Source organism: Massilia sp. 05N420 (assembly GCF_056397205.1).
Genome location: NZ_JBFTMX010000003.1, coordinates 229,408 through 252,555, shown reverse-complemented (window position 1 = coordinate 252,555; position 23,148 = coordinate 229,408). Strand labels below are relative to the sequence as shown.

Below are 23,148 nucleotides of genomic sequence, written 5' to 3'. Positions count from 1 at the left end.
TGCCGCGCCGGCACCGCCGGCTGCACCCGCGCCGCCTGCGCCGCCGGTGCCGGCTGCGCCGCCGCTGGTGGTGCCAGCGGTCGAGCTGTTGGCGCCCGAGGTCACGGCACCGCCGGTCGCGGTATGCGAGCCACCGGTAGCAGCGCCGCTGGCGCCGCCGGTGCCCGGGTTGGTGTCGGTGCCGCCCGCAGCACCGCCGGCGCCGGTCGAGGCCCAGCCGCCGCCGGCACGGGTATTGCCGTTCGAGGCGCTATTGTCGCCGGTCGACGAGCCTGCATTGCCGGCGTTGCCGCCGGCACCTGCATAGCCGCCGTTGCCGCCTGCACCGCCGGTACCGCCGTAGCCACCTGCCGCGCCGCGACCGCCGTCGCCGCCCGAGCCGCCGGTCGCCATGCCGGTACGGCCGCCGTTGCCGCCGTCGCCGGCCCATGCGCCACCGGCGTTGCCGCCGTTGCCGCCCGAATTACCGCCAGCGTAGCCGCCGTTGCCGCCCGAAGCGCGGCCACCGTTGCCGCTGTCGCCGCCATAGCCGCCGTTGGCCGTCGATCCGCCGCCGTTGGCACCGTTGCCGCCCGCGCCGCCGTAGCCGCCCGAACCGCCCGCGCCGCCGGCGCCGGTGGTCGATGCAGCGCTGTTGCCGCCGGCGCCGCCCATACCGGAGGTCGAGCCGCCCGAGGTGGCGCCGCCGGCATTCGCCGAACCGTTGGTGGCGAAGCCGCCGGCTGCGCCGTTGCCGCCATTGGCATTGCCCGCCGAGGAGCCGGCGCCGCCGGTGGCGGTCACGCCGCCCGAGGTGCCCTGGGCGCCCATGCCGCCGTCCCCGCCGGCTCCATTGGCGTTACCGGAGTTCCTGGCGACGTTGCCGATGCCATAGACGTTATTGCCCGACACGGTGCCGGTCAGGTTCGAGACCGCATTCGCAGTCGAGGTGTTGTAGGCGTTGGACAGATTCGAAGTCGCATTGCCGTTGTTTGCCGCAGCCGCACCGGCAGCGGCAGCACGCGCGTTGGCGTTCTTCGCGGTGCTGTTGTCGCTGTTGTCGGTGTTGATGCTGTGGTTACTGCTGTCGGTGCTGGTGTTGTTCGAATTGTTGGTGCTGCTGTTGCTGCGATTGCTGCTGTCGGTATTCGTTTGCGTCCACTGGCTGTTGTCGGTGTTGTTGGTCGTGTTGGTACGAGTCGTAGTCTGCGTAGCAGTGCTACCGCCGCGGGCCACATTCGAATCATCGGCTTGCGCGCTCAGCGAGAAAGCGAGCGAGATGGCGGTTACGAGCAAAGTCTTGTTCATTCGATTTCCCCTCTGGGTCTGATTGGTTGGTGACAGGTCGGCCGTATCGCCGACTCATTTGTCTAATGCACAACCAATGCCAGCTTCACTGTACTGTTCGCTAAGTCTCTGTTTTTGTTGACTTTGTCCGTATCGTCCTACGACGCCGTCAGAATTTCTCTGGCACGATTTGCCGAATTTATCGACAAACTGTTTCAACCTTGGTACAGAGGTGTCAACTTTGGTACGGCAACGTACCTTCCGGTGCTGACACCTGTGTCACGTTCTGTTACAGATGGAAGACGGTCACGGCCGCATCCCGTGCTTGCTCAGCAAGCGGTACATCGTGGTGCGGGACACGCCCAGGTCGCGCGCCGCGCGGCTGACGTTCTGGCCGCTGCGGTCGAGGCAGTCGCGCAGGGCGACCCGCTCCGAACGCATGCGGGCATCGTCCAGCGCGGCCGGCGTCGGCGCCGGGATCCCGCGGCTCAGGCCAAGGTCGTCCGGGGTGATCAGGCGGCCATCGGACATAACCATCGCGCGCCTGACGCGGTTGATCAGTTCGCGGACGTTGCCGGGCCAGTCATGGTCGAGGATGGCGGCGATCGCGCGCTCCGAGAAGCCCTTAAGGCGCGGCGCCTTCTCGCTCGAATAGACATGGAAGAAATGTTCCGCCAGCGCGACGATATCCTCGCGCCGCTCGCGCAGCGGCGGCACCGTCACCGGCAGCACAGCCAGGCGGTAGTACAGGTCTTCGCGGAAGTCGCCCTTGGCCACCGCCTGCTGCAACTGCACGTGGGAGGCGGCGATGACGCGCACGTCGACGCGGATCTGGCGGGTGCTGCCGACCCGGCAGATGGTCTTCTCCTGCAAGAAGCGCAGCAGGTTGGCCTGCAGGTCCTTGGGCAGGTCGCCGACCTCGTCGAGGAAGAGAGTGCCGCCGTCGGCCGATTCGATCAGTCCGACCTTGCCGCGCGTCGCGCCAGTGAAGGCCCCGCGCTCATAGCCGAACAGCTCGGAGTGGATCAGGGTGGGCGAGATCGCCCCGCAGTTGATCGGCACGAACGGGCCAGCGGCGCGCTCGGACTGGGCGTGGATCGCCTGGGCGGTCAATTCCTTGCCGCTGCCGCTCTCGCCCCAGATCAGGACCGGCGCGGCGACCTTGGCGACGCGGTCGACCTGGACCCGCAGACGCACGATCGCATCGCAATGACCGATCAGCGGCGAGTCGGCGTGGGCATGGTCGATCAGCTGCTGGCGGCGGCGCTTCAGCATCGCCCAGCCATGGGCGTGCCCGAGGGTGTGGGACAGACGGACCGGATCGACCGGTGCAGTGTGGTAGTCGCACAAGTGTTCGACCACCAGGTCACGGCAGGGCATCGATTCGAGGTCGCGCGGATTGAACACACCGACCCACTGCATGTGGCTGTGGCGGCGCAGGAAGCCGTCGATTTCGCCCGGGCGCTGCTGTTCGCGATCGTGCACCAGCAGACCGACAAGGTAATGGCTGCTTCGTAGTTCCCGCCCAGCTTCGGCGAGGCTCGTGACGCTGCGGATCTCCCAGTCCGGCATGGTGTCGCGCAGCAGCGCGCCGGCATCCGCATGCTCGGGGGCGATGCACAGCAGGCGTTTATGTGCCATCTATCCTCCATGTAAAGCGGTCGGCCGGTCCCCTCACCACGGCTGACATGCATGAAGACCGGCGCAACTGTCCCGCAGAGTGTAACTATTCGTAAGAAATTGAGTAGTTCAATAGCCCACAGGAAATAAACATTCGTCAATTAACGTTTAATCAATATTATGCCGGGCGTTTCTGAACAGTGGCGGACGATACAATCTACGCGTTCAGAGAGAAAAGGCATGAACCCCCTTCGGGGTGAGATTTCCTGTTGGTATCTTGTGGTTACAAATCCGACCGTTGGCAGCGCCCCTCCGGCCGCGAAATTGTGAAGGAGGTGTGATGGATAAGATACAGAACGACTTCGTCCTGCGGGTGCTGGACACCGCACAGGACCTGACGCTCGCGACCATCCGCCCGGATGGCTATCCGCAGGCGACCACCGTCAGCTTCGCCCACCGGGACATGACGATCTTCGTGGGCATCGGCAAGGCCAGCCAGAAGGCGGAGAACATCCGCCGCAACGGCAAGGTGTCGCTGACGGTCAACCTGCCGTACCACGACTGGCGCGAGATCCGCGGCCTGTCGATGAGCGCCACCGCCGAGCTGCTGGACGACCCGCAGGAAGCGGCGATTGCGGCCGCCTGCCTGGAACAGCGTTTTCCGGCGGTGCAGGAATGGTGCGGGCCGGACATGTCGCACGAAGTCGCCTTCGTGCGGATCCGGCCGCAGATGGTGTCGGTGATCGACTATTCGAAGGGCTTCGGGTACACCGAGCTGGTGAGCCCCTGACATGGCCTCGTTTCAGGCGCGCGGACGCGTGCGGTGGAACACCAGGGGGCTGTAGGGGATGGCCGAGGGCGGCGGCGAGTTCAGGATGTGCGGCTTCATCGCGCCGATGATGTGCATCTCGCAGGGCTTGCAGTCGAACTTCAGGGTGTAACGTTCCTCGCCGCTGACCAGGGTCATCGGTTCGGCCTTGACCTGGCCCTGCACGCCTTGCACGCCCTTGGCCTGCTTCGGGCAGAGGTTGAAGGAGAAGCGCAGGCAGTGCTTGGTGATCATCAGCGAGACATCGCCCGGCTCCTCGTGCGCCTCGTAGGCCGCGGCGATCAGCTGCACGCCGTGCTTGCGGTAGAAGGCGCGCGCCTTCTCGTTGTAGACGTTGGCCAGGTAGCTGAGCTGGGCTTCCGGATAGACTGCGGGCGGCTCGACCGCCTGGGCCCGCTCGGGACGCTGCCAGCTCGCCAGGCGCGCCGCTTCGTGGGCGGCAACCGCGTCGCGGCGCAGCGCGTTGATGGCGCTGGAGGGCACGAACCAGGGCTGGGACAGCTGCAGATCGATGCCGCGGACCTCGAACATGGTGTTGCCGAGCTTGCCCAGGCTGGTGCGCAGGCCTGCTTCGGCCTGTTCGGCCTGCTGGGCCGGTTGCAGCGCCAGCGCCGCGTCGTGATGGCTCGCGATGCCGTCTTCGTCTGTAATACTCAGGCGCAGTCCCTTCGGTAATTCCGATAATTTCAAGTCGACCGCCACCCGGCGCTCCGACGATTTCCTGTTCAGCGCCGCTTCCCACTGATGGTCGCGGTTACGGCTGATGACGGTGCCGACTTTCAGGCCCGGCAGGCTCGACACAGGCTCGTTCGGGAACACGCGCCAGCGCTGGCCTTCGGCATCCTCGCCGAGTTTCTGCACGGTGTTCGCCTGGATGCCGACCGTCTCGCGCTTGTGCATGTAGTTCAGGCCGTCGCCATTCGCCATCGGCTCGTTGGTGACGAGGTCGAAATTGTCGCCGCCGATGCGCGCGACGGTTCCCAGCTCCACGCCCACGTACTTGGGCGAATCGAAGGCGCCGATGGTCTGCTGGCGGCCCTGGGCGAAGTAATCGGTGTGGCCGCGGTGGAAGTTCTTGTCGACGTCCGGCGTGAACAGCACCTTGGTACGCCCACTCGAGGCGCGCGCCAGTTCGGGGCGGCGCTCCAGGATCTCGTCCAGCAACAGGCGGTAGTGGGCGGTGATGTTCTTCACATAGCCCATGTCCTTGTAGCGTCCCTCGATCTTGAAGGAGCGGATGCCGGCGTCGACCAGGGCCTCGAGGTTGCGACTCTGGTCGTTGTCCTTCATCGACAGCAAATGCTTTTCGAAGGCGACCACGCGGCCCTGGCCGTCGGACAGCGTGTAGGGCAGGCGGCAGGCTTGCGAGCAGTCGCCGCGGTTGGCGCTGCGGCCGTTGTCGGCGTGCGAGATATAGCACTGGCCCGAGAAGGCCACGCACAGGGCGCCGTGGATGAAGTATTCGAGCGGCGTGTCGACCTGCGCGCGCACCGCCTTGATCTGCTCGATGGTCAGCTCGCGCGCCAGCACCAGCTGGGAGAAGCCGACCTGGGACAGGAACTTCGCCTTCTCGACCGTGCGGATGTCGCACTGTGTCGAGGCGTGCATCTGGATCGGCGGCAGGTCCAGCTCCAGCAGACCCATGTCCTGGATGATCAGGGCGTCGATGCCGGCGTTGTAGAGGTCCCAAATCTGCTGCCGGGCGGTCTCGAGCTCCGCATCGTGCATGATCGTGTTCATGGTCACGAAAATGCGCGAACGGTAGCGGTGCGCGAACTCGACCAGGGCCGCGATGTCCTCCAGCGGATTGCTGGCATTGTGGCGGGCGCCGAAGGCCGGGCCGCCGATGTACACCGCGTCGGCGCCGTGCAGGATGGCTTCGCGGCCGATCTCGGCGGTTTTGGCGGGGGACAGCAGTTCGAGCTGGTGGGCGAGCAGTGACATGGGCTTTCCTGGCTAATGACGCGGGTTCGGGGACCGAAAGGCGGAAATTATAGCCAGATCAAGGGTTTATGTCACCGCTGGTCGAACGTGGCGCTAGTGCTTCTTGCTCTTGCCGAGCTCGCGCCAGCTGCTCTCGTTGACCTCGACGCCGAATTTCCTGGCAGCTGAGCGGATGCGTTCCCATGCCTCATCCCGTTCGTGGTCGGTCACGCCCTCCACCTGGTCGAAGCGGGCGATGGCGTTGCGTACGTGGCTCGCGTCTTCCAGCGGCTCCTTGCGCTGCTTGGGAAACGCGAACTCGCGGCCGGACATCTCGTTCCGGTCTTCCTGGTCGATCTTGCTCATGATGCCTCCTCAGATCTTCACTGCGCTGCTTCGATCCGCACCGCGATCGATTTCGCCGCCGGCACGTAGCTCTCCTTCGCATGGTGCCAGAGCGGGATCAGCGGGTTGCATTCGGGATAATAGCCCGCGATGCAGCCCGGCGGTATCGGGTATGCCATCACCTTCAGGCCATCCACGCGGCGCTCGACACCATCGTCGGTGACGGTATGGGCGCTGACGCGGACGCCGTCTTCCAGGCCGCGCGCTTCCATGTCGGCCTTCGACATGAACACCACCATGCGGTCGCCTTCGACGCCGCGGAAACGGTCGTCCAGGCTGTAGATCGTAGTGTTGAACTGGCCGTCGCTGCGCACCGTGAACAGGCGCAGGGTGCCGGGGCGGTCGGGCAGGTCCGGATCGACGCTCAGGCTGTCCGGCACCGTGAAATTCGCCTTGCCGGTCGGCGTGTTCCACTTGCGCTTGGCGGCCGCCACCGGCTTGCGGAAGCCGCCCGGCGTCCACATGCGCTCATTGAAGTCGTGGAAGATTTCCGGATAGGTGGCGGCGATGGCGTCGCGGATCTTGCCGTAGTCGGCTACCCAGGCATCCCAGTCGACCTTCGGATTGGGATCGAGCACCGCCTTGGCGAGGCCGGCCACGATGGCCGGCTCCGACAGCAGCGTCGCCGCCGCCGGCTCGGCCATGCCGCGCGAGCCGTGCATGCAGCCGGTCGAGTCTTCCATCGACACCGCCTGCTCGACGCCATCCTGGCGGTCGATCTCGATCCGGCCCAGGCAAGGCAGGATGTAGGCGGCCTGGCCATGCACCAGGTGGCTGCGGTTGAGCTTGGTCGAGACCTGCACCGTCAGCGGCAGCGCGCGCCAGGCGGCGTCCATCCTGCCGTGGTCGGGTACGGCCCGCACCAGGTTGCCGCCCAGGCTGACCAGCGCTTTCACCTTGCCGTCCTGGATGGCTTTGCAGGCCTCGACCGTGTTCATGCCCTTGTCGCGCGGCGGTTCGAAGCCGTACAGCTCCTTCAGCTTGTCGAGCGGTGCCAGCTCCGGCTTTTCCGTGATGCCGACCGTGCGCTGGCCCTGCACATTGGAGTGGCCGCGCACCGGGCAGATGCCGGCGCCCGGCTTGCCGATATTCCCTCGCAGCAGGAGCAGGTTGACCAGCATCTGCACGTTCTGGACGCCGTTGCGGTGCTGGGTCAGGCCCATGCCGTAGACGCCGATCACGGCATTCGAGGCCATGTAGACACGCGCGGCGTCGCGGATGTCCGCACGGTCGAGGCCGGACTCCTGCTCGATCTCCTGCCAGGTCGTGGCGCGCACCTTGTCCGCGAATTCGTCGAGACCGTGGGTGTGTTCGGCAATGAAAGCCTTGTCGAGGGCAGGCGCCTTGCCCTGCTTGGCCGCGGCATCGTCCGCTTCGAGCACCGCCTTGCACAGGCCCATCAGCGCGGCCGTGTCGCCGCCCGCCTTGAGCTGGTGGTACTGGGTGCTGATCGCCGTTTCATGGTGGGTCAGCATTTCGGTTGGCGATTGCGGGTTGATGAAGCTGACCAGTCCGCGTTCGCGCAGCGGATTGAAGGTGATGATCGGCACGCCCCGTTTGCGCGCGTCCTGCAGCTGGTGCAGCATGCGCGGGCTGTTCACGCCCACGTTCTGGCCGAAGAAGAAGATGCAGTCGGTGCGCGCGAAATCGTCCAGTACCACGGTGCCGATCGGTACGCCGATGCTTTTCGGCAGCGCGACCGAGGTGCTTTCGTGGCACATATTCGAGCTGTCCGGCAGATTGTTGTTGCCGTACATGCGCGCCAGCAACTGGTACATATAGGAAGTTTCCAAGGAGGCGCGGCCGGAGCTGTAGAACACCACGCTCTTCGGGTCCAGCTTGCGCAGCTCGGCGCCGATCTCGCTGAAAGCCTGTTCCCAAGAAATCTCGACATACTTGTCCGAGGCGGCATCGTAGCGCAGCGGTACGGTCAGGCGGCCGGCGTCTTCGAGATCGTGGTCATGCCAGCGTTCGAGCTCGCGCACCGTGTGGCGGGCGAAGAAATCCGCGTGGACGTGCTTGCTGGTGATTTCCCAAGCCGTTGCCTTGGCGCCGCTCTCGCAGAATTCGGCCGGATGCGGATGCGCCGGCTTGGCCCACGAGCAGCTGACGCAGGCAAAACCGTCGGGCTTGTTCTGCTTGAGCAGGAGTGCGGCCCGCTGCGGCGACACCCTTTCCTCGAGCAGGATGCTGCCAACTTCCTTCAGGGAGCCCCATCCGCCGGATGGAATGCCGGGTTCGTGGCTGTTGCCTTCCTTGTCCATTCTGGTCGCCCTCGATGACGCGCCGTCGAAACGCGAAGCCGCCAGCATAGGACCGTCGTGCGGAGCCGTCTGTTCGGAAGTTCACATGTCAGGGGTTGACCATCGCCAGTAATTCGCTGCGGTCGTCCGCGCGCTGGCACTGGGCGGTGGTGCGGTCCCACAGCAGGAACATGCCGTAGGCCCAGTTGGCCACCAGTTCGCCCTCGGAGGCCGGCCTGGCGGCCGCGCCATCCGTCAGGCGCATGATCTCGGCGCGGGTGAGGGCGGTCAACTGCTCGTAGTTCCAGTCGTCCTTCGGCATCATCTTCTGGCGCGCCCGGTAGCGGCGGGCCCGTTCGGCGTCGCTGAGCTTGTCGGCCTTGGGCGGGCGGCCGCGCTTGCGGGCCGTGGCGGCCTCGAGAGACAGTTCGATGGTGCGTTGGTCTTCCGGTTGTTTCATGGATGTGAGCGCTTGACAGGAAGATCACATTATTCGTGATGCGTTACGTTAAGGCAAGCTGCACTGCGACATTCCGTGACGCGTCACGATCGCGCCGCAGTACAAGGCGCTGGTGATGCGTTCCTGGAAGCGCGCCTCGGACGAGAATTGGCCGGGCTGCCGATCCGGATCGGCGCCGACGCCGGTGCTCACGTAGATCATGCCGTCATTCGTCGATGGGTCGAACACGAACAGCGCGTTCAGGCCCCAGGACCAGCCGAGGTGGCCTACGCCCTTGAAGCCGCCGCCATCCACCAGGCGGTCGCCGCCGGCATGGCCGTCCTTGACGATGCTGGTATCCGTAAATTGCTGGTTGCCCAGGCCCCAGGCGTGGTAGAGGCCGCGATAGCTGCCGCCGTCGCCGTTGGCGCTGCCGTTCGCGCCGCCCGCATGCAGGGCCCACTGGCGGCTGAACATGGTGTCTATCGTCTGCGGCGCCAGGATCTGCTTGCCGTCGAGCTGGCCGCGCTTCATCAGCATCAGCATGATCTGCGCCAGATCGCCGGTCGAGATACGCAGACTGCCCTGCGGGCCGAAGATCGTGCCGTTGCCGCCTGCCTTGTAGGCAGCGAGGCCCGGCGGCGCGGCTGGCGCCTCGTTGCCGAAATCGTCCGCCTGGGCGATCCACGGGCCCTTCGGGTCCCAGGCCTCGTCGCCGTCCTTTTCGCGCTTGCGGTACAGGGTCGCGACGTCGTCTATTCTCGCCGGCGCAAACTCGGCCAGGTAGAAGCCGGCCTTCAGGCCCATCGGATCGAAGATCAGCCTGCGCATCAGCCGGTCGAAGCGCTCGCCGGTAGCGGCCTCCATCACGGTAGCGATCAGGCCCCAGTTGAAATTCACGTACTCGAACCAGGCGCCTGGCGCATGCGCGCCGTCCCACATCGCGCCCTTGCCGTACTGGCGGCCGCCCGGCAGCAGAACGTCCTTCAGGTCGACTTCCGGAGCGAACTTGAAGCCGCCCTCGTCGCGCAGCGAGGACGTGTGCGTGAGCAGCATGCGCAGGGTGATGGGCTGGTCCGGGAAATGCGGATTGCGCAGGCGGTAGCCGAGCGTGTCGCCGATGTCCGCGTCGAGCTCGAGCTTGCCTTGCTCGACCAGCTTCATCGCGCCCAGTGCCGTCACGAATTTCGAGACCGAGGCGATGCGGAACATCGTGTCTCCGTCGATCGGCTGGACCGGTTTGCCGCCGCCGGCCAGACGCTTGCTGCCGAAGTGCTGGCGGTAGGCGATTTCCCCGTGGCGGATCGCGACCACGGACAGGCCCGGGAGCGGCATGGCGGGGTCGTCCGCGATGGCTTGCAACTGCCGCGTCAGGGCGGTCGCCCGGGGTTCGGGCAGCGGCGCTGCCGGGGCTGAACCGGCGACGATCGTGACGGAAGCGGCGAGCATGGCGATGATTTTCTTGTGACGCATCACGTTAATCAGGAGTCGAAAGGAATCACTTCATCGTCGGGCATCGGCGTGCATCCCGGCCCCAGGGCTTCCCAGCCGCGGTGCACGACGATGTGGCGGGTGTCGTGGCACAGCTCGATCCTCCGGGCCTGCGGCGCGCGGCGGCGGACGAAGTCCTCGATCGATGAGGGCACGCTGACATGCAGCGCCAGCGCGTAGATGTCGTCGACCGGGTGGTCGTCCACGTGCAGCAGCGGCACGAACTGGCCGGCGAACATCAGCCAGTGCGAAGGCACCTTCACCGGCCCGGCCGTATAACCCTGCTCGCGCAGCCAGGACTGCGCACGCTCGCGCGCGGCCTGCCGATCGTGGAGCCCACCCCAGGCGCTGGCCAGGATCTCGGCCACCCACTGGTTGCAGTTCTGGTAGCGGGTGCCGAAGGCGTAGGCGTTGGCGCTGTAGCGGCCGGCCAGCAGGGCCAGCGCCAGCGGCTTGTCGCGCGCGGCCTGCTCCAGTCGGGCGCCATTGCCGTCGTCGAGGAACACCAGCGAGACGTGGCCCTGGCCCGGCGCATCGGCACCCAGCGCGAAGCCGGCCACGCCCTGGTCGAACAGGCGCGGCCGCGCTTCGTCGCAGGCGTAGTACAGCTGGCGCACGGTCCAGGTGCCGTCCCTGTCGTCCTTCAGCGCGACGCCGGCGTGCGAATACAGCAGCTTGAAGCGGCTCAGGTCCAGTCCCGCACGCGAGATCAGCGCGACGCCTTCGCCGGAGTGGTCCAATTCCCGCTTGACGGTGCCGGCAAAGCGCAGGACACGGTCCTGTTCGGCCGCGCCGACTTCCTTGCCGCGCTCGCAGAATACCGGCATGCCGGCCCGCGCGCTTGCGCTCGCGCCGAGGCTCAACGCGGCCAAGCCGATGGCCGCGAGGCGGGACAGCATCAGATGGTGACCTGGCGCGAATTCAGTTCGCGGTACCAGTCGTCCTGCAGGGCCAGGAAGAAGGGCTGTTTCGTGTCTGCGTAGGCGAATTCGTAGCCGTACACGCGCTCGTTCACGTGGACGATGGCGCCCGCATCGACGCTGCGTGCGGCCAGGGCGCGGTTCGGCACGTCGAGGGTGAATTCCTGGGCCTGCGTTCCGACGACCGGACGCAGGGTCAGGCGCGTGGTCTCGGCCTTGCCCGGCGCCTGGGCGATGTCGATCACCTTGTAATCGCCGGCGGTGACGCGGCGATCGCGGTTCGAACTGTTGCTGGAGCCGCCGATCGAGTCGGAGATGCTGGCGCTGGAGGCCGAGCCGGCGCTGGAGGCGGAGGAGGCGACGCTGTCGGCGTGGGCCGGGATGGCGCAGGCGGCGGCCAATGCGGCGATGGCGAGAGCTTGGCGGAGTGAGGAGCTGGTCATGTCTGTTCTGGAATCAGTTTGAATAGCGCATATCGTACATGCATAAGGCCGAGCTGCCCAGCGTACCGCCGGTCATTTTCGTGACGCATCACGGCATGTTGCGCCGGCCTTAGGCTTGCGCCGTCACTGCGCCGCCAGCACCGGCGGCACAACTTTGGCACCCCACCACTTCTTGTAGTTGGCGGCATACGCCCCGGACTTGACGTAGTTCGCCACGAACCCATTCACGAACTTCAGCATCTCCGGATCACCCTTGGCCATCGCGATCCCGATCGGCGTATTGCCGTACATCGCAGGCAGTGTCTCCAGTTGATCGTTCCTGCTGGCCAGGTAATCGAGCAGCGAAGAATCCTCGATACCGGCGTCGACGCGCTTCTGCTGCAGCAGCAGGACGCCGTCCGGCGCGAAGTTGTCGGTGTAGACCGGCACGGCCTGCGGCGCCGATTTGCGCAGGAAGGCGTCGGCCGTGGTGCCGCGGCCGACCACGACGCGCTTGCCGTTCAGGTCCGCCAGTGTCTTGACGTGGGCGCTCTTCTGCGCGATCACGCGCAGGCCCGCCGCATTGTAGGGGATCGAAAAGTCCACCACGCGCGCGCGTTGCGGCGTGATCGAGACATTCGCCACCACCAGGTCTAGCTGCTTCGACATCAGCATCGAAATGCGGGCGTCGCTGGAGACGTCCGAGAAGCGCACCGGCACGCCGAGCTTCGCGGCCAGGGCTTTGGCGACGTCGACGTCGTAGCCGACCGGCTCATTGCCGGCGTTGCGAAAACCCACCGGCTCGCCGCCCAGCGAGACGCCGATGCGCACGTAGCCGCGCGCCTTGATGTCCTCGATGCGGCCGGCCATGGCGGCGCTTGCGGCCAGCATCAATACCGCGGCGGCGGCACAGCGTGTCAGGATTGGCTGCATGTTCTGTCCTTTCAGGGTTTGAGGGCCGATGCGAGGCGCAGCTCCGGCGCGCCCATGCGTTCGTCCCAGTACCAATAGCGTATCTCTTCGTCGCAGCGGAAGTTGACCACCCGGTGATTGCCGCTGGCGTCCATCGCGTGGATGACGACGCCGGCCAGGAAGCCGGTCTTCAGCTCCGCCAGCTCCTCCACCGCCAGCTTGACCGCGTCCTCCAGGCTGTGGCCGAGGCGCAGCGCCAGCACGATGCTGCGCGAGGTCCCACAGCGCATCGTCATTTCGCCGGTGTGGGTGCAGGCGGCGGCGCCGTAGCGGCTGTCCGCATAGAAGCCCGCGCCGGGAATCGGCGAATCGCCCAGGCGCCCCGGATACTTCCACGCCCAGCCGGAGGTCGAGGTGACGACGCCGATATTGTCGCCGGCATCGCGGCCCAGGAAGACCGTGGTGTCGCGCACCCGTTCGGGGTCGGTGATGGTATTGCTGAGCGGGGTCAGCGGAATGTCGGGAAAGGCCGCCAGCTGTTCCGGCGACATCTCCTTCTGCAGCCGCTCCCACCAGACGCGCTTGCTGTCCGGGTGCAGGACTTCGTCGACATCGAAACCGCGCTCGGTGGCGAAGCGGCGCGCCCCGGCGCCGGTCAGCATCACGTGCGGCAGGTGCTTCATGACTTCGTGGGCCAGCCTGGAGACGGGCAGGGTGCCTGGGACCGCGCCGACCGCGCCGACCTCGCGCGTGGTGCCGTCCATGACGCCGGCGTCGAACTCCATCTCGCCGACCATGTTCGGCCAGCCGCCGTAGCCGACGCTGCGGACCTTGGCCTCGCGCTCGACCTTGGCGATGCCACTGACCATCGCATCGATGCCCGCCCCGCCTTGTTTCAACAGCTCGACGGTGGTGTCGAAGCCGGGCCAGGCTTCGGCGTTCGCTAACAGCATTCTCATGATTTGCTCATTTTCGATAAAAATTGGGCGATGCGCGGCTGCGCCAGGCCGCCGTCCTCAGCGAAGAATTGCGTGGTCGGCAGGTCGGCCAGCAGCCGGCCCCGCTCGAGGAACACGATGCGATTGGAAATCTGGCGCGCGAACTCGATTTCGTGGGTCACGAACAGCATCGTGGTGCCGTTCGCCGCCAGCCTGGCGAGGATGGACAGCACTTCGGCCGTCATCTCGGGATCGAGCGCGCTGGTGACTTCGTCCAGCAGCAGGTAGCGCGGCTTCATCGCCAGCGCCCGGCAGATGCCCACGCGCTGGCGCTGTCCGCCGGAGAGCTGGGCCGGATAGGCGTCGGCGCGTTCGAGCAGGCCGACGGAGGCCAGCAGCTCGCGCGCCTCGTCCTCGGCCTGGCGGCGCGGCACTTTCAGGACTTCGATCGGCGCCAATGTGATGTTCCGCAGCGCCGTCATGTGCGGGTACAGGTTGAACAGCTGGAACACGGTGCCGCAGCAGCGGCGCGCGAGCCGCAGCTGTCTCGGATCGTCGACCCGGTGCCCGTCGACGGAAATCATACCGCCATCGAGTTTTTCGAGGCCGTTGATGCAGCGGATCAGCGTCGACTTGCCGGACCCGCTGGCGCCGAGGATGGACACCACTTCACCCGGCGCGATGCGCAGGTCGACACCGTCGAGTACCGTGTTGCTGCCGAAGCGCTTGGCCACGCCTTCGATATGAATCACCCTATAAACCCTTCCATTCACTGTGTGCGCGCAGCCGCGTCTCGACGCGGGCGCAGGCTCTGGCGATCAGCCGCGCCATCAGGTAGTACAGCAGGCCGATCACGGTCCAGACGATGAAGGGCTTCAGCGTGCGCAGGTTCAGGATCGCGCCCACCTTGGTCAGGTCGACCACGCCGATCACCGAGATCAGCGAAGTCACCTGCAGCTGGTTGACCAGCAGCCCGGTCAGCGGTCCGAGCGCGAAAGCGGCCGCCTGCGGCGCGACGATGCGGCGCAGGATCTGCCAGCGGCTCAAGCCGGACACGCGCGCCGCCTCCAACTGATCGCGCCCGACCGCATCGATGGCGGAGACCGCGATCACATAGATGAAAGCGGCGGTATTCCCGGACAGCGTGATGAGGGCGGCCTGCACCGGCGTCAGCTCCGTCTCCAGCAGGACCGGCAAGCCGAAGAACACCAGGAAGAGCTGTACCAGCACCGGCGAATTTTTCAGCAGCTCGGCAAGCACGGCGGCCAGCGGCGACAGCAGCAGCGTGCGGTAGTAGCGCAGCATCGCCCAGGCGAGCCCGATCGCCAGGCCGATGGCGGTGGTGGCGGCGAACAGGGCAAGCGAAACGCCCAGGCCCTGCAGCAGCAGAATCAGGTCGTGCGGCGTGAAATCTGTGTATCGCATCAGCCCCGCTTTCAGTTCATTCGTCGATTCAGGCGGCGATGCAGCGCCGCGCTGGAGAGCGATACCAGCCAGGTCATCACCGCATAGATCAGGAGAAGAACCGCGTACACCTCGAAAGGCTGGAAGGTGTCGGCGGCGACGATCTTGGCGCTGCCGGTCAGCTCATTGAGGGTGATCGCGGACAGGATCGACGAAGTCAATACCAGGTTGACGAACACCGACCCGAGCGGACGCACGGCGCTGCGCAGCGCGATGGGCAGCACGATGTGGCGGTAGATGGCGAGCCGCGACAGGCCGCTGACCTGGGCCGCCTCGAGCACGCCCGGTTCGATCGCCAGGATGCCGGAGCGGATCACGTCCGAGGTAAACGCGCCGCCGGCCAGCGAGAGCGCCAGTACGCCGGTGCCGAAAGCGCTCAGCCGGACCCCGATCTCGGGCAGGCCGTAGAACAGGAAGAACAGCTGGACGATGAAGGGAAGGTTGCGGAAGACGTCGACGTAGACGTCGGCCGCGCGCCGGACCAGCGGCAAGGCCGCGGTGCGCATCAGGGCCGCGACGATGCCGAGGGCCAGGCCGGCGGCCAGGGCCAGCGCGCAGGCGAGGGCGGTCAGCCGTGCGCCGGCCGCGAGCTCGCCAATATACGGTGCCAGTGGTGCAAGATCGAACGTCATCCGGCCGAGTGTCACACAGGCCAACTTGCATTTCAAGCAAAAGACATGGTCAGGCCAGTAGTTTAGTACGCAAGGCGGCGACTTTAGTGCGGCTGGTCTGGCGGCGCCCGCCCGAATCGAAGCCGAGGGCCAGGACTTGCGGCGACGCCGCGGGCAGCGGCTCCGAACAGGATGCGTGGACGTCGGTCAGCGGCAGCCTGTCGCGCAGCATGTGCACGTTCTCGGCGGAGATGCCGGCGCCGGGCATGATGGCGATGCGATTGGCGGCGGCCTCGAAGCAGTGCCGCAAGCCGTCCAGTCCTTCGGGCGCGCTGCGGGCGCCGCCGGAGCTGAGGATGCGTTCGAATCCGAGATCGACGGCCTGGCGGGTGGCCTGCGCCAGGTCCGGACAGAGGTCGATGGCGCGGTGCAGTACGCAGCGCAGGCCGTGGCCCCGGGCCCTGCGCACCAGCTTTTCCAGGGTGGCTTCGTCCAGGCGGCCGTCAGGCATCGATGCACCCAGCACCACGCCTTGCAGGCCGGTCGCGGCGACGGCGTCGATCTCGTCCAGCATCAGCCGGGTTTCCGCCTCGTCGAAGCAGAAGTCGCCGCCGCGCGGACGGATCATGGCGACCACCGGCACCGGGCTGCTTGACGCGGCGCGCAGCAGTCCGGGCGTCGGCGTCAGGCCGCCGATGTCCAGGGCGCTGCACAATTCGATGCGGCCGGCGCCGCCGGCAAGCGCGGCGGCCAGGCCGTGGACGTTGTCGACGCAGACTTCCAGCGTGATCGCTTCAAGCATGCTGGACGCCGAGCTTTTCCAGGCCCAGCCAGGCCGCGCCGATCAGTCCCGGTTCCGCGCCGGACTGGCCGGGCACGATGATGGGCGTGTCCGTCTTGCGCAGGATGGCGGCGCGCACGGCCCGGTCGAGCCTTGCGATCAGCGGCGCGCTGTTGGCGAGGCCACCGCCGACCGGGAGGATCGACGCGCCGACGGTATTCACCAGCATGGCCAGCGGCCCGCTCAGCAGCCCGGCCCAGCAGGCGATCGTGCGTTCGGCATCGGCGTCGCCCGCCTGCCAGGCGGCGATGATGTCGCGGCTGTCCAGGGCCTGCCGGTGCAGCGCCAGGTGCAGCCTTTCCAGGCCGCGGGCACCGCCGACCGTGTCCAGGCAGCCGGTCTGGCCGCAGCCGCAAGGGAAGCGCGCCAAGTCGGACTGTGCAAGGACCGGACCATGGCCCCATTCGCCGGCAAAGCCGCCGGGACCACCGATCAGGCGACCGCCGATCACCAGGCCACCGCCGACGCCGGTGCCCAGGATCAGGCCGAACACATTGGCGTGGCCGCGGCCGGCGCCGGCCTGGGCTTCGGCCAGGACGAAGCTGTCGGCGTCGTTGATGATCCAGACAGGCAGGCCGAGGGCGGCGGACAGGTCGGCGGCCAAGGTGCGGCCGTCGATGCAGGGAATATTCGCGCATTTGATGCGGCCGTCAGCCGGATCGATGACACCGGCAATGGAGATGGCGACGCCGCGCGAGGGGCCGCCGGCATCGATCAGCGCCCGCATGGCGGCGCTGAAAGCCGCGAAGTCGCGGGCGGGCGTCGGAACGCGCTGGAGTTCGCCGATCCGGCCGTCGGCGCTGGCGACCGCGCATTTGATGGCGCTGCCGCCGATATCGAAACAGGTAATCATGGCGGGAATGATAAGGGGAAATCATCTGTTAGAGTGCCAATTCTTGCTACGAACCTTAGAGACTTGAATGACGAATCAGCAGCTTTGGGTGGAACCGGTAGGCGATCTCGTCCTGGCGCGCGTGCGTGGACGATGCGACGAGGACGTCTTGAAGGAGTGCCAGCGCCGTGTTTTCGAACTCGTGAAGGACACGCGCCAGGTCAAGGTCCTGTATGACGCGCTGGAACTGGAAGATCCGACGGTCGACATGGCGCTGTTCCAGGACAGGATGGACGCCGAAGCACACGAACGACTGGCGCCCATCGTGCTGCGCAGGGCGATTCTGGTGCCGAATTCGCGGATCGCGTTTTTGGCGCGGATCGCGTTTGGCCAATTCGGCGAGGGTGCATACCGGGTTTTCTATAACGACATGGCGCAGGCGATCCAGTGGCTGGAGGAAAAGATATAGCAAAACAGCCCCGCTGCGCTCGGATCTGAATCGCGCATAATCTATATTATGTCAAATGCGATATTCGTACAGCCACCACGCAAGGGGCAGCACAAGCTCAAACGATGCTCTTCCCGTTCGCCGACCGGATGATCTCGTCATGCCGTTCGTTATCGGTCTTGTGCAGATAAGCCGCCGTGGTGGCGATATTTGCGTGCCCCGCCGTGTCCTGCAGGGTCTTCAACTGCACCCCGTTGTTCGCGTGGTTGGTCAGCATGCTGTGCCGCAGCCAGTGCGCCGAGGCCTGGCGCAAGGTGGCGGCCGTATCCTGGTCGCCTTTCGCATCGGCGGCGCGCGCGGCGTCCGCGAACACCGCCTTGATCGCTTCCGACGCCGCTTCGTCCGTGATCCGCGCCGGCTCGCGTGAACGACTCGACAGCACGAGCGGCGTGCGGTCCGTGCGGCTGGTCTGCGGCAGGAGTTCGAAAGCCTGGCGATAGGCCTGGTAGGCTTCGAGCATGTCCGGCGGCACCGGCAGGCGGCGCGGCTTGTTGCCTTTGCCAAGGACGTCCAGCCACCAGCGGCCGTTGCCTTCGGTGTAGATCGATCCCATCGAGGCGCTGACGATCTCGTTCAGGCGGGCGCCCGTGTGCGCAAAGGCGACCAGCAGAAAACGGTCGCGCGCGCGGCGCCTGAAAGCCGCCGGCGTGTCGGCCGGGCGGCTGGAAACCGTTTCGAGCGCGAGCGCGATCGCGCCCTGGGTCAAATAGCGCGTAATCCGGCTGCTTGATGGCGCCCGGACATTGCGCACCAGCGCACCCGGGTTACGGCGCAGGTAGCCGGTCTGCTCGGCAAAGCCCATCAGGCCCTTCACGGCGATCATGGCCTGGCGCCGGCTGGGATCGGACAAGGGCCCCGTGAATGGCCGGTAGCGCGGATCGGTGCGCGGCCACTTGGTCTTCGAGATCCATTCCTGCGGCGGATTCTTGAGGAATTCCTTGTAGGCATTGAGGTCGGCAACGTTCAGCTGGGAAAGGGTCTTTTTCGCTTCCTCGCGGCACCAGGTCAGGAAGCGGTACAGCTCCTTTTGCGAGTTCTGGATCGACTTCGCGCTCAGTTCGCCGTGGGCGATGAATTCGCGTGCCAGGTCGATGTCGGTGGTGGCCTCGGTGATCGCATCGTCGGCGAGGCGGTACATCTTGACGTGCAGGCGGCTGCTCGGACCGCTTGTGATCTCTTCCGGTGCTGACGGGCCCAGGTCGATTGGGGTAAAGTTCGGCATGTTTCTGGCTGCGGCTGCTGAAAAGGGCTGCATCTATGTACAGTATAGCATTTTGCCTGTTCGCGAATTCAAGTCGACAATATATTTGGTAATGTCGAGTTAAATATGTGCGTGGAAATCGTGTCCGGTTTAGGGGCTGGTCCCGATTGCATCCCCGGCACGGCCGCCCCGCGCAAGGCGGCACCGGAACGGTTGCTCTTCTGCCAGGTCGGGTCCGCTCCCGGTGGCGGGACCCTTTCCAGCTCCCAAGGCCGGCGGCGGTTCGGCGATGTATGATTGACAGCCCATCCGGCTCCCCTTTTCAAAGGTATCGATGAACATCGTCAAGCGCATCCTGAAGGCCGACCGGGGACGCGACCCGGAACGCCTGGCCATGAAATACCTTTTCCGTCGCAGCGGGCCCTTCCCTTTCCTGCACGGCACTTGCCACCTGTTCTACGGCCGCCTCGCCTCCTCCGGATGGGCCGCCTACGCTGCGGCTTGCGACGCCGGACAGTTCCAGCGCCCTGCCGGAGAATAAACCATGGACTATCCGGACATCCTGCTGCGCCTGAGTGCTTCGGTCCTGATCGGCGGCCTGATCGGGCTGGACCGCAACCTGCGCGGCAAACCAAGCGGGATCAGGACCCTCGGTCTGGTCAGTCTCGGCGCTTGCCTGGCAACCATGGCCGGGATGAACATGCTGACAGCGCATGGGCAGGTCGATACCGCGGCGGTCAGCCGCGTGATACAGGGGCTCGTCACCGGCATCGGCTTCCTCGGCGCAGGCGTCATCGTCCACGAGGACGGCAACGACCGCATTCGCGGCCTCACCACCGCAGCCTCGATCTGGATTACCGCCATCCTCGGTATTCTGTGCGGCATGGGATCCTGGCAGATCGCCTGCATCGCCCTCGCCTTCGTCTTCCTCTTGTTCGTGCTCGGCAAACCACTGGAGCGCGCGCTGCACCGGCGCTGGCTGACGAAGCCGACCGACGAGCAGCACGAGATCAGCCTGCACGACGAGTGAGAGCGCCTACGGTGTCGCCCTAGTGGTTTGGCGGGCCGTTCGAACCGTGTTGGCGCTCCGGCCGAACGTACGGGACAATACACCGGAACGAATGGACGACACGAGGAGCGCCATGAACATCACGGTAAAGAACACGACCCCGGACACGACCCGCATCACCCTGGTCGGCGAACTGCAGGACGGCAGCTTCAAGGCCAAGGTGATGTCCGAAACCGATGTCCCCTACACGCCTTATTGGGAGCACCAACTCGAACAGCGCATGATCTATATCCAGCCGGATCCCGAGCAGCTGAAGGCGATCGTCGCGGCACTCAACGACCGCCGGCTGACGCTGGACCAGCTGCAGAGCTTCGGCAGCGCCGGCGGCGGCGAATCCCAGATTCCGGTCTGAAACAGGAGGTTTTATGAGCACGCAACAGGGCAAGAGCAGCGATGCGCCAACCATCGGCGTCGGCAATCTCACCAGCGGCGAAGCCGGCGCCACGCCGGACCACGAAACCATGGCCGAGACGGGCGGCAGCGGCGGCGAGGCGCTGACCAAGCCGCACAACGAGGAGACCGAGGGCCACTGGCCGTCCGGCGAGCCGAACAAGAACCAGGGCGACGCCATGCAGCACGCGGTGGACACTGCGACGGAAACCGAGGGTGCCGGCACCGCGGCCACCGCCACCGTCCGCGGCGCCCAGGACACGCACAGCCGGCAAGCCGGCATCAATCCGACCGGCCTCGGCACGCCGGAAACCGGCGGCAACCAGTCCGAGGGCGACCTGGCGCCGCCCTACCAACAATAACGCGGCAACAGACGAGCCGCTCAGGCCTTGCCGATCATGGCTTCGCAGGCCTCGGCGCAGCGCGTGCAGGCCTGGGCGCAAGCCTGGCAGTGGTCCATCTGGTGCTTGCCGCACTCGGCGGCGCAGGCCGTGCAGATTTCGGCGCAGAGCCGGCACATCTGTGCGGCGAAGTCGCTGCCGCGGGCCAAATAAGCCGCCGCGATCCGGCAGCTGGCGGCGCAATCCATGTCGAGCGCAATGCAGCGCGCCATCATCTTGACGTCGTCTTCCTGCAGGCAGGCGGTCGAACAATTGTCGCAAGCCGCCGCGCAGGCGTAACAGGCGTCGATACAGGCCTGGTATTCCGGGTGCTGAAAATTGGACATCGTATCCTCCATCGGTGGGTCGGCGTTCAGGCTAGCACGCGATGGAGAATGCTCTCGTACGAATGGATCCGGCCTCAGCGGGCTGCCTGGGCGCCCTTCACTACCGCCCCGCCCTTCATTACGAACTTCACGCGGGTGAGCTCGGCGGGGTCTTTCAGCGGGTCGCCGGCGACGGCAATCAGGTCGGCATACTTGCCCGCCGATACCGAACCGATGCGGTCTTTCCAGCCCAGCAGGTCGGCGGCATTGATGGTGGCCGCCTGGATCGCCTGCATCGGGCTCATGCCGTACTGGACCATGTAGTGGAACTGGCGCGCGTTGTCGCCGTGCGGGTAGACGCCGGCATCGGTGCCGAAGGCCATCTTGACGCCGGCCTTGAAGGCCTTGCGGAAGTTGTCGCGCTGCAGCTGGCCGAGGGCGCGTTCCTTGTCGAGCGACTCCTGCAGCATGCCGGCCTTGGCGCCTTCCTGCAGGATGTAGTCGTCGTTATAGATATCCATGACGAAGTAGGTGCCCTTCTCGCGCGCCAGGCGGATGCCTTCGTCGTCGACCAGGCTGGCGTGCTCGACCGAATCGACACCGGCCAGGATGGCGTCGCGAATGCTGCTGGCGCCATGGGCGTGGGCGGCCACGCGGCGGCCCAGCTTGTGCGCTTCTTCGACGATGGCCTTCATCTCTTCCAGCGTGAGCTGCTGGGCGCCCGGCTCGTCGCCCTTGGACAGCACGCCGCCCGAGGCGCAGATCTTGATCACGTCGGCGCCATACTTCGCCATCTCGCGGACCTTGGCACGCGCCGCCCACGGACCGTCGGCGACGCCGTTCTCGGTGTAATGAAAATCGTGCGGCAGCAGGTTGTTGTCGCAGTGGCCGCCCTGGATGCCGATCGCGTAGCCTGCCGTGCGCATGCGCGGTCCCGGCAGCTCGCCCTCGTTGATGGCGTCGCGCAGGGCGACGTCGCCGAATCCGCTGGCGCCGACATTGCGCACGGTGGTGAAGCCGGCGTTCAAGGTCACCTGGGCCGCATGGGCGCCGTACATGGCGGCGCGGATGTCGGACACGCCCAGCGACTGGTAGCCGTGCTGGTGCGGATCGCCGGTCAGGTGGGTATGGGCGTCGATCAGGCCCGGCAGCACGGTGGCGCCGGACAGGTCGACCACCTCGGCGCCGGCCGGCACCGTGATGCTGCCGCTGGGACCGACAGCCGTGATGCGATCGCCGCTGATCAGGATGCTCTGGTTGTCCAGCACCTTGCCGGCGACCACGTCGACCAGCTTGCCGGCGCGTATGGCCACGACATGCTGGGCGGCGCCGCTGGATTCGGCGTGGACAGAGGCGGCGATGCCCAAGATGGCCAGCGAGGCCGCGACTGCTTTCAGTTTCATGGACGGATGCTTTCGGTGGGGATGCTATCGGTGGATGGAAGCGCGGCCAGCTTGTGCCAGCTGCGCCAGGAAACCAGGGCATTGATCCAGAAGCCGGCATACAGCACGGCGGTCAGGTGCAGCCCGCGGCTGAAATACAGCGGGGTCGCGATCGTATTGACGAGCAGCCAGAAGCCCCAGTTTTCCACGCGGCGCTGCATCATCAGCATCTGGCCGATGATGCTGAACACGAGCACGGCGGAATCGGGGAAAGGCGCGTAGGCGTTCGTGAAATGGTGGAGCATGGCGCCGTAGGCCACGGTGGCGCCCACGCCCAGCGGCAGGATCCACAGCATGCTGGCCATGCCCGCGTGAGTGACGGGCAGCGCTTCGCCGTGCCGGCCGCGCAGCCATTTCCACCAGCCGATCAGGCCGGTGACCACGAAGAACAGCTGCAGGGCGACGTCGGCGTACAGGCGGTTCTGTGCGAACAGCAGGCCGAACAGCAGAGTGCCGGCCACGCCGGTCCACCAGGTATGGATATTGTTGCGGCCGGCCAGCACGATGGCGATGGCCGTAAAGACGTTCGCCGCCAGTTCGAGCGGCGCGGTCGCACTCAGCGCCGTATAGACGTCGGCCGCCAGTTCCTGCAGCGCGATCATTGCTCCCGGCCCTGCCCTTCCAGTTCCATTGCCGCCCCTTCGTGAAGAAGCGTGTACTGTACGTCAGCGGGCCG

Annotated in this window: 26 protein-coding genes; 6 read left to right on the top strand and 20 right to left on the bottom strand. The window is 66.2% G+C overall.

Translation table 11 applies throughout. The features are described from left to right. Both AC1DIX_RS03140 and AC1DIX_RS03135 read right to left on the bottom strand, forming a co-directional pair. On the bottom strand, positions 1-1,287 hold a 1,287-nt coding region (locus AC1DIX_RS03140; protein WP_477321958.1), incomplete at its 3' end, for a hypothetical protein. 285 nt (positions 1,288-1,572) lie between these two features. Continuing rightward, positions 1,573-2,907, bottom strand: coding sequence for a sigma-54 dependent transcriptional regulator (locus tag AC1DIX_RS03135; protein ID WP_477321956.1), 1,335 nt, complete (start codon positions 2,905-2,907; stop codon positions 1,573-1,575). A 319-nt stretch (positions 2,908-3,226) separates the two neighbouring features. Here AC1DIX_RS03135 and AC1DIX_RS03130 point away from each other — a divergent pair, with 319 nt between their 5' ends. Next, entirely contained in the window at positions 3,227-3,676 is a 450-nt protein-coding gene (locus AC1DIX_RS03130) for a pyridoxamine 5'-phosphate oxidase family protein (protein WP_477321954.1), read from the top strand. Positions 3,677-3,688: 12 nt separating this feature from the next. Here AC1DIX_RS03130 and AC1DIX_RS03125 read toward each other — a convergent pair whose 3' ends face one another. From AC1DIX_RS03125 to AC1DIX_RS03060, 14 genes are all read right to left on the bottom strand, one after another. Then, positions 3,689-5,659, bottom strand: coding sequence for a peptidase U32 family protein (locus tag AC1DIX_RS03125; protein ID WP_477321952.1), 1,971 nt, complete (start codon positions 5,657-5,659; stop codon positions 3,689-3,691). 93 nt (positions 5,660-5,752) lie between these two features. Further along, positions 5,753-6,004, bottom strand: coding sequence for a DUF6582 domain-containing protein (locus tag AC1DIX_RS03120; protein WP_442121349.1), 252 nt, complete (start codon positions 6,002-6,004; stop codon positions 5,753-5,755). Between the two features lie 17 nt (positions 6,005-6,021). Then, positions 6,022-8,307 (bottom strand): FdhF/YdeP family oxidoreductase, encoded by a 2,286-nt coding sequence (locus AC1DIX_RS03115; protein ID WP_477321949.1) that lies wholly within the window; start codon positions 8,305-8,307, stop codon positions 6,022-6,024. 88 nt (positions 8,308-8,395) lie between these two features. After that, the gene (locus AC1DIX_RS03110; protein WP_477321947.1) at positions 8,396-8,746 is read right to left on the bottom strand and encodes a hypothetical protein; all 351 of its coding nucleotides are present in this window, start codon (positions 8,744-8,746) and stop codon (positions 8,396-8,398) included. 48 nt (positions 8,747-8,794) lie between these two features. Further along, positions 8,795-10,198 (bottom strand): serine hydrolase domain-containing protein, encoded by a 1,404-nt coding sequence (locus tag AC1DIX_RS03105; protein WP_477321945.1) that lies wholly within the window; start codon positions 10,196-10,198, stop codon positions 8,795-8,797. Positions 10,199-10,206: 8 nt separating this feature from the next. Next, on the bottom strand, positions 10,207-11,115 hold the full coding sequence (locus AC1DIX_RS03100) for a DUF2145 domain-containing protein (protein WP_477321943.1): 909 nt from the start codon (positions 11,113-11,115) through the stop codon (positions 10,207-10,209). Then, positions 11,115-11,579 (bottom strand): hypothetical protein, encoded by a 465-nt coding sequence (locus tag AC1DIX_RS03095; protein WP_477321941.1) that lies wholly within the window; start codon positions 11,577-11,579, stop codon positions 11,115-11,117. The genes AC1DIX_RS03100 and AC1DIX_RS03095 overlap by 1 nt, the downstream gene beginning before the upstream one ends. Before the next feature lie 123 nt (positions 11,580-11,702). Next, positions 11,703-12,491: a transporter substrate-binding domain-containing protein gene (locus AC1DIX_RS03090; RefSeq protein WP_477321939.1), complete on the bottom strand. Its 789-nt coding sequence runs from the start codon at positions 12,489-12,491 to the stop codon at positions 11,703-11,705. Positions 12,492-12,502: 11 nt separating this feature from the next. After that, the gene (locus tag AC1DIX_RS03085; RefSeq protein WP_477321937.1) at positions 12,503-13,429 is read right to left on the bottom strand and encodes a glycosylasparaginase; all 927 of its coding nucleotides are present in this window, start codon (positions 13,427-13,429) and stop codon (positions 12,503-12,505) included. Further along, positions 13,426-14,160, bottom strand: coding sequence for an amino acid ABC transporter ATP-binding protein (locus tag AC1DIX_RS03080; RefSeq protein WP_477321935.1), 735 nt, complete (start codon positions 14,158-14,160; stop codon positions 13,426-13,428). Before AC1DIX_RS03080 ends, AC1DIX_RS03085 begins: the two co-directional genes overlap by 4 nt. Before the next feature lies 1 nt (position 14,161). Continuing rightward, positions 14,162-14,833: an amino acid ABC transporter permease gene (locus tag AC1DIX_RS03075; protein WP_477321933.1), complete on the bottom strand. Its 672-nt coding sequence runs from the start codon at positions 14,831-14,833 to the stop codon at positions 14,162-14,164. Between the two features lie 11 nt (positions 14,834-14,844). Beyond that, complete coding sequence (locus AC1DIX_RS03070; RefSeq protein WP_477321931.1) at positions 14,845-15,504, bottom strand: amino acid ABC transporter permease; 660 nt, start codon at positions 15,502-15,504, stop codon at positions 14,845-14,847. A gap of 49 nt (positions 15,505-15,553) precedes the next feature. Continuing rightward, positions 15,554-16,285 (bottom strand): copper homeostasis protein CutC, encoded by a 732-nt coding sequence (locus AC1DIX_RS03065; RefSeq protein ID WP_477321929.1) that lies wholly within the window; start codon positions 16,283-16,285, stop codon positions 15,554-15,556. Beyond that, the gene (locus AC1DIX_RS03060; protein ID WP_477321927.1) at positions 16,278-17,177 is read right to left on the bottom strand and encodes an ROK family protein; all 900 of its coding nucleotides are present in this window, start codon (positions 17,175-17,177) and stop codon (positions 16,278-16,280) included. Before AC1DIX_RS03060 ends, AC1DIX_RS03065 begins: the two co-directional genes overlap by 8 nt. A 67-nt stretch (positions 17,178-17,244) precedes the next feature. On the opposite strand from AC1DIX_RS03060, the gene AC1DIX_RS03055 reads away from it, so the two are divergent. Beyond that, positions 17,245-17,625, top strand: coding sequence for an STAS/SEC14 domain-containing protein (locus AC1DIX_RS03055; protein ID WP_477321925.1), 381 nt, complete (start codon positions 17,245-17,247; stop codon positions 17,623-17,625). Positions 17,626-17,722: 97 nt separating this feature from the next. On the opposite strand, the gene AC1DIX_RS03050 is transcribed toward AC1DIX_RS03055, so the two are convergent. Next, complete coding sequence (locus AC1DIX_RS03050; RefSeq protein ID WP_477321923.1) at positions 17,723-18,886, bottom strand: tyrosine-type recombinase/integrase; 1,164 nt, start codon at positions 18,884-18,886, stop codon at positions 17,723-17,725. Between the two features lie 313 nt (positions 18,887-19,199). On the opposite strand from AC1DIX_RS03050, the gene AC1DIX_RS03045 reads away from it, so the two are divergent. The 4 genes from AC1DIX_RS03045 (at position 19,200) to AC1DIX_RS03030 (ending at position 20,686) form a co-directional block, all read left to right on the top strand. Next, positions 19,200-19,406: a hypothetical protein gene (locus AC1DIX_RS03045; protein ID WP_477321921.1), complete on the top strand. Its 207-nt coding sequence runs from the start codon at positions 19,200-19,202 to the stop codon at positions 19,404-19,406. Positions 19,407-19,409: 3 nt separating this feature from the next. After that, on the top strand, positions 19,410-19,895 hold the full coding sequence (locus AC1DIX_RS03040) for an MgtC/SapB family protein (RefSeq protein ID WP_442121371.1): 486 nt from the start codon (positions 19,410-19,412) through the stop codon (positions 19,893-19,895). A 112-nt stretch (positions 19,896-20,007) separates the two neighbouring features. Continuing rightward, positions 20,008-20,286: a hypothetical protein gene (locus AC1DIX_RS03035; RefSeq protein WP_442121372.1), complete on the top strand. Its 279-nt coding sequence runs from the start codon at positions 20,008-20,010 to the stop codon at positions 20,284-20,286. A gap of 13 nt (positions 20,287-20,299) precedes the next feature. Further along, positions 20,300-20,686: a hypothetical protein gene (locus AC1DIX_RS03030; RefSeq protein WP_477321919.1), complete on the top strand. Its 387-nt coding sequence runs from the start codon at positions 20,300-20,302 to the stop codon at positions 20,684-20,686. Positions 20,687-20,706: 20 nt separating this feature from the next. Here the strand turns inward: AC1DIX_RS03030 and AC1DIX_RS03025 are convergent, their stop codons facing one another. The 3 genes from AC1DIX_RS03025 to pnuC all read right to left on the bottom strand — a co-directional run bounded on the left by AC1DIX_RS03025 (position 20,707) and on the right by pnuC (position 23,074). Continuing rightward, positions 20,707-21,051 (bottom strand): four-helix bundle copper-binding protein, encoded by a 345-nt coding sequence (locus AC1DIX_RS03025; protein WP_477321917.1) that lies wholly within the window; start codon positions 21,049-21,051, stop codon positions 20,707-20,709. Positions 21,052-21,125: 74 nt separating this feature from the next. After that, a complete protein-coding gene (locus AC1DIX_RS03020) occupies positions 21,126-22,433 on the bottom strand; it encodes a Xaa-Pro dipeptidase (RefSeq protein ID WP_477321915.1) in 1,308 nt (435 codons plus the stop codon). After that, positions 22,430-23,074, bottom strand: a complete 645-nt coding sequence (gene pnuC, locus AC1DIX_RS03015) for a nicotinamide riboside transporter PnuC (protein ID WP_442121376.1) — start codon at positions 23,072-23,074, stop codon at positions 22,430-22,432. Before pnuC ends, AC1DIX_RS03020 begins: the two co-directional genes overlap by 4 nt. Positions 23,075-23,148: the final 74 nt, after the last annotated feature.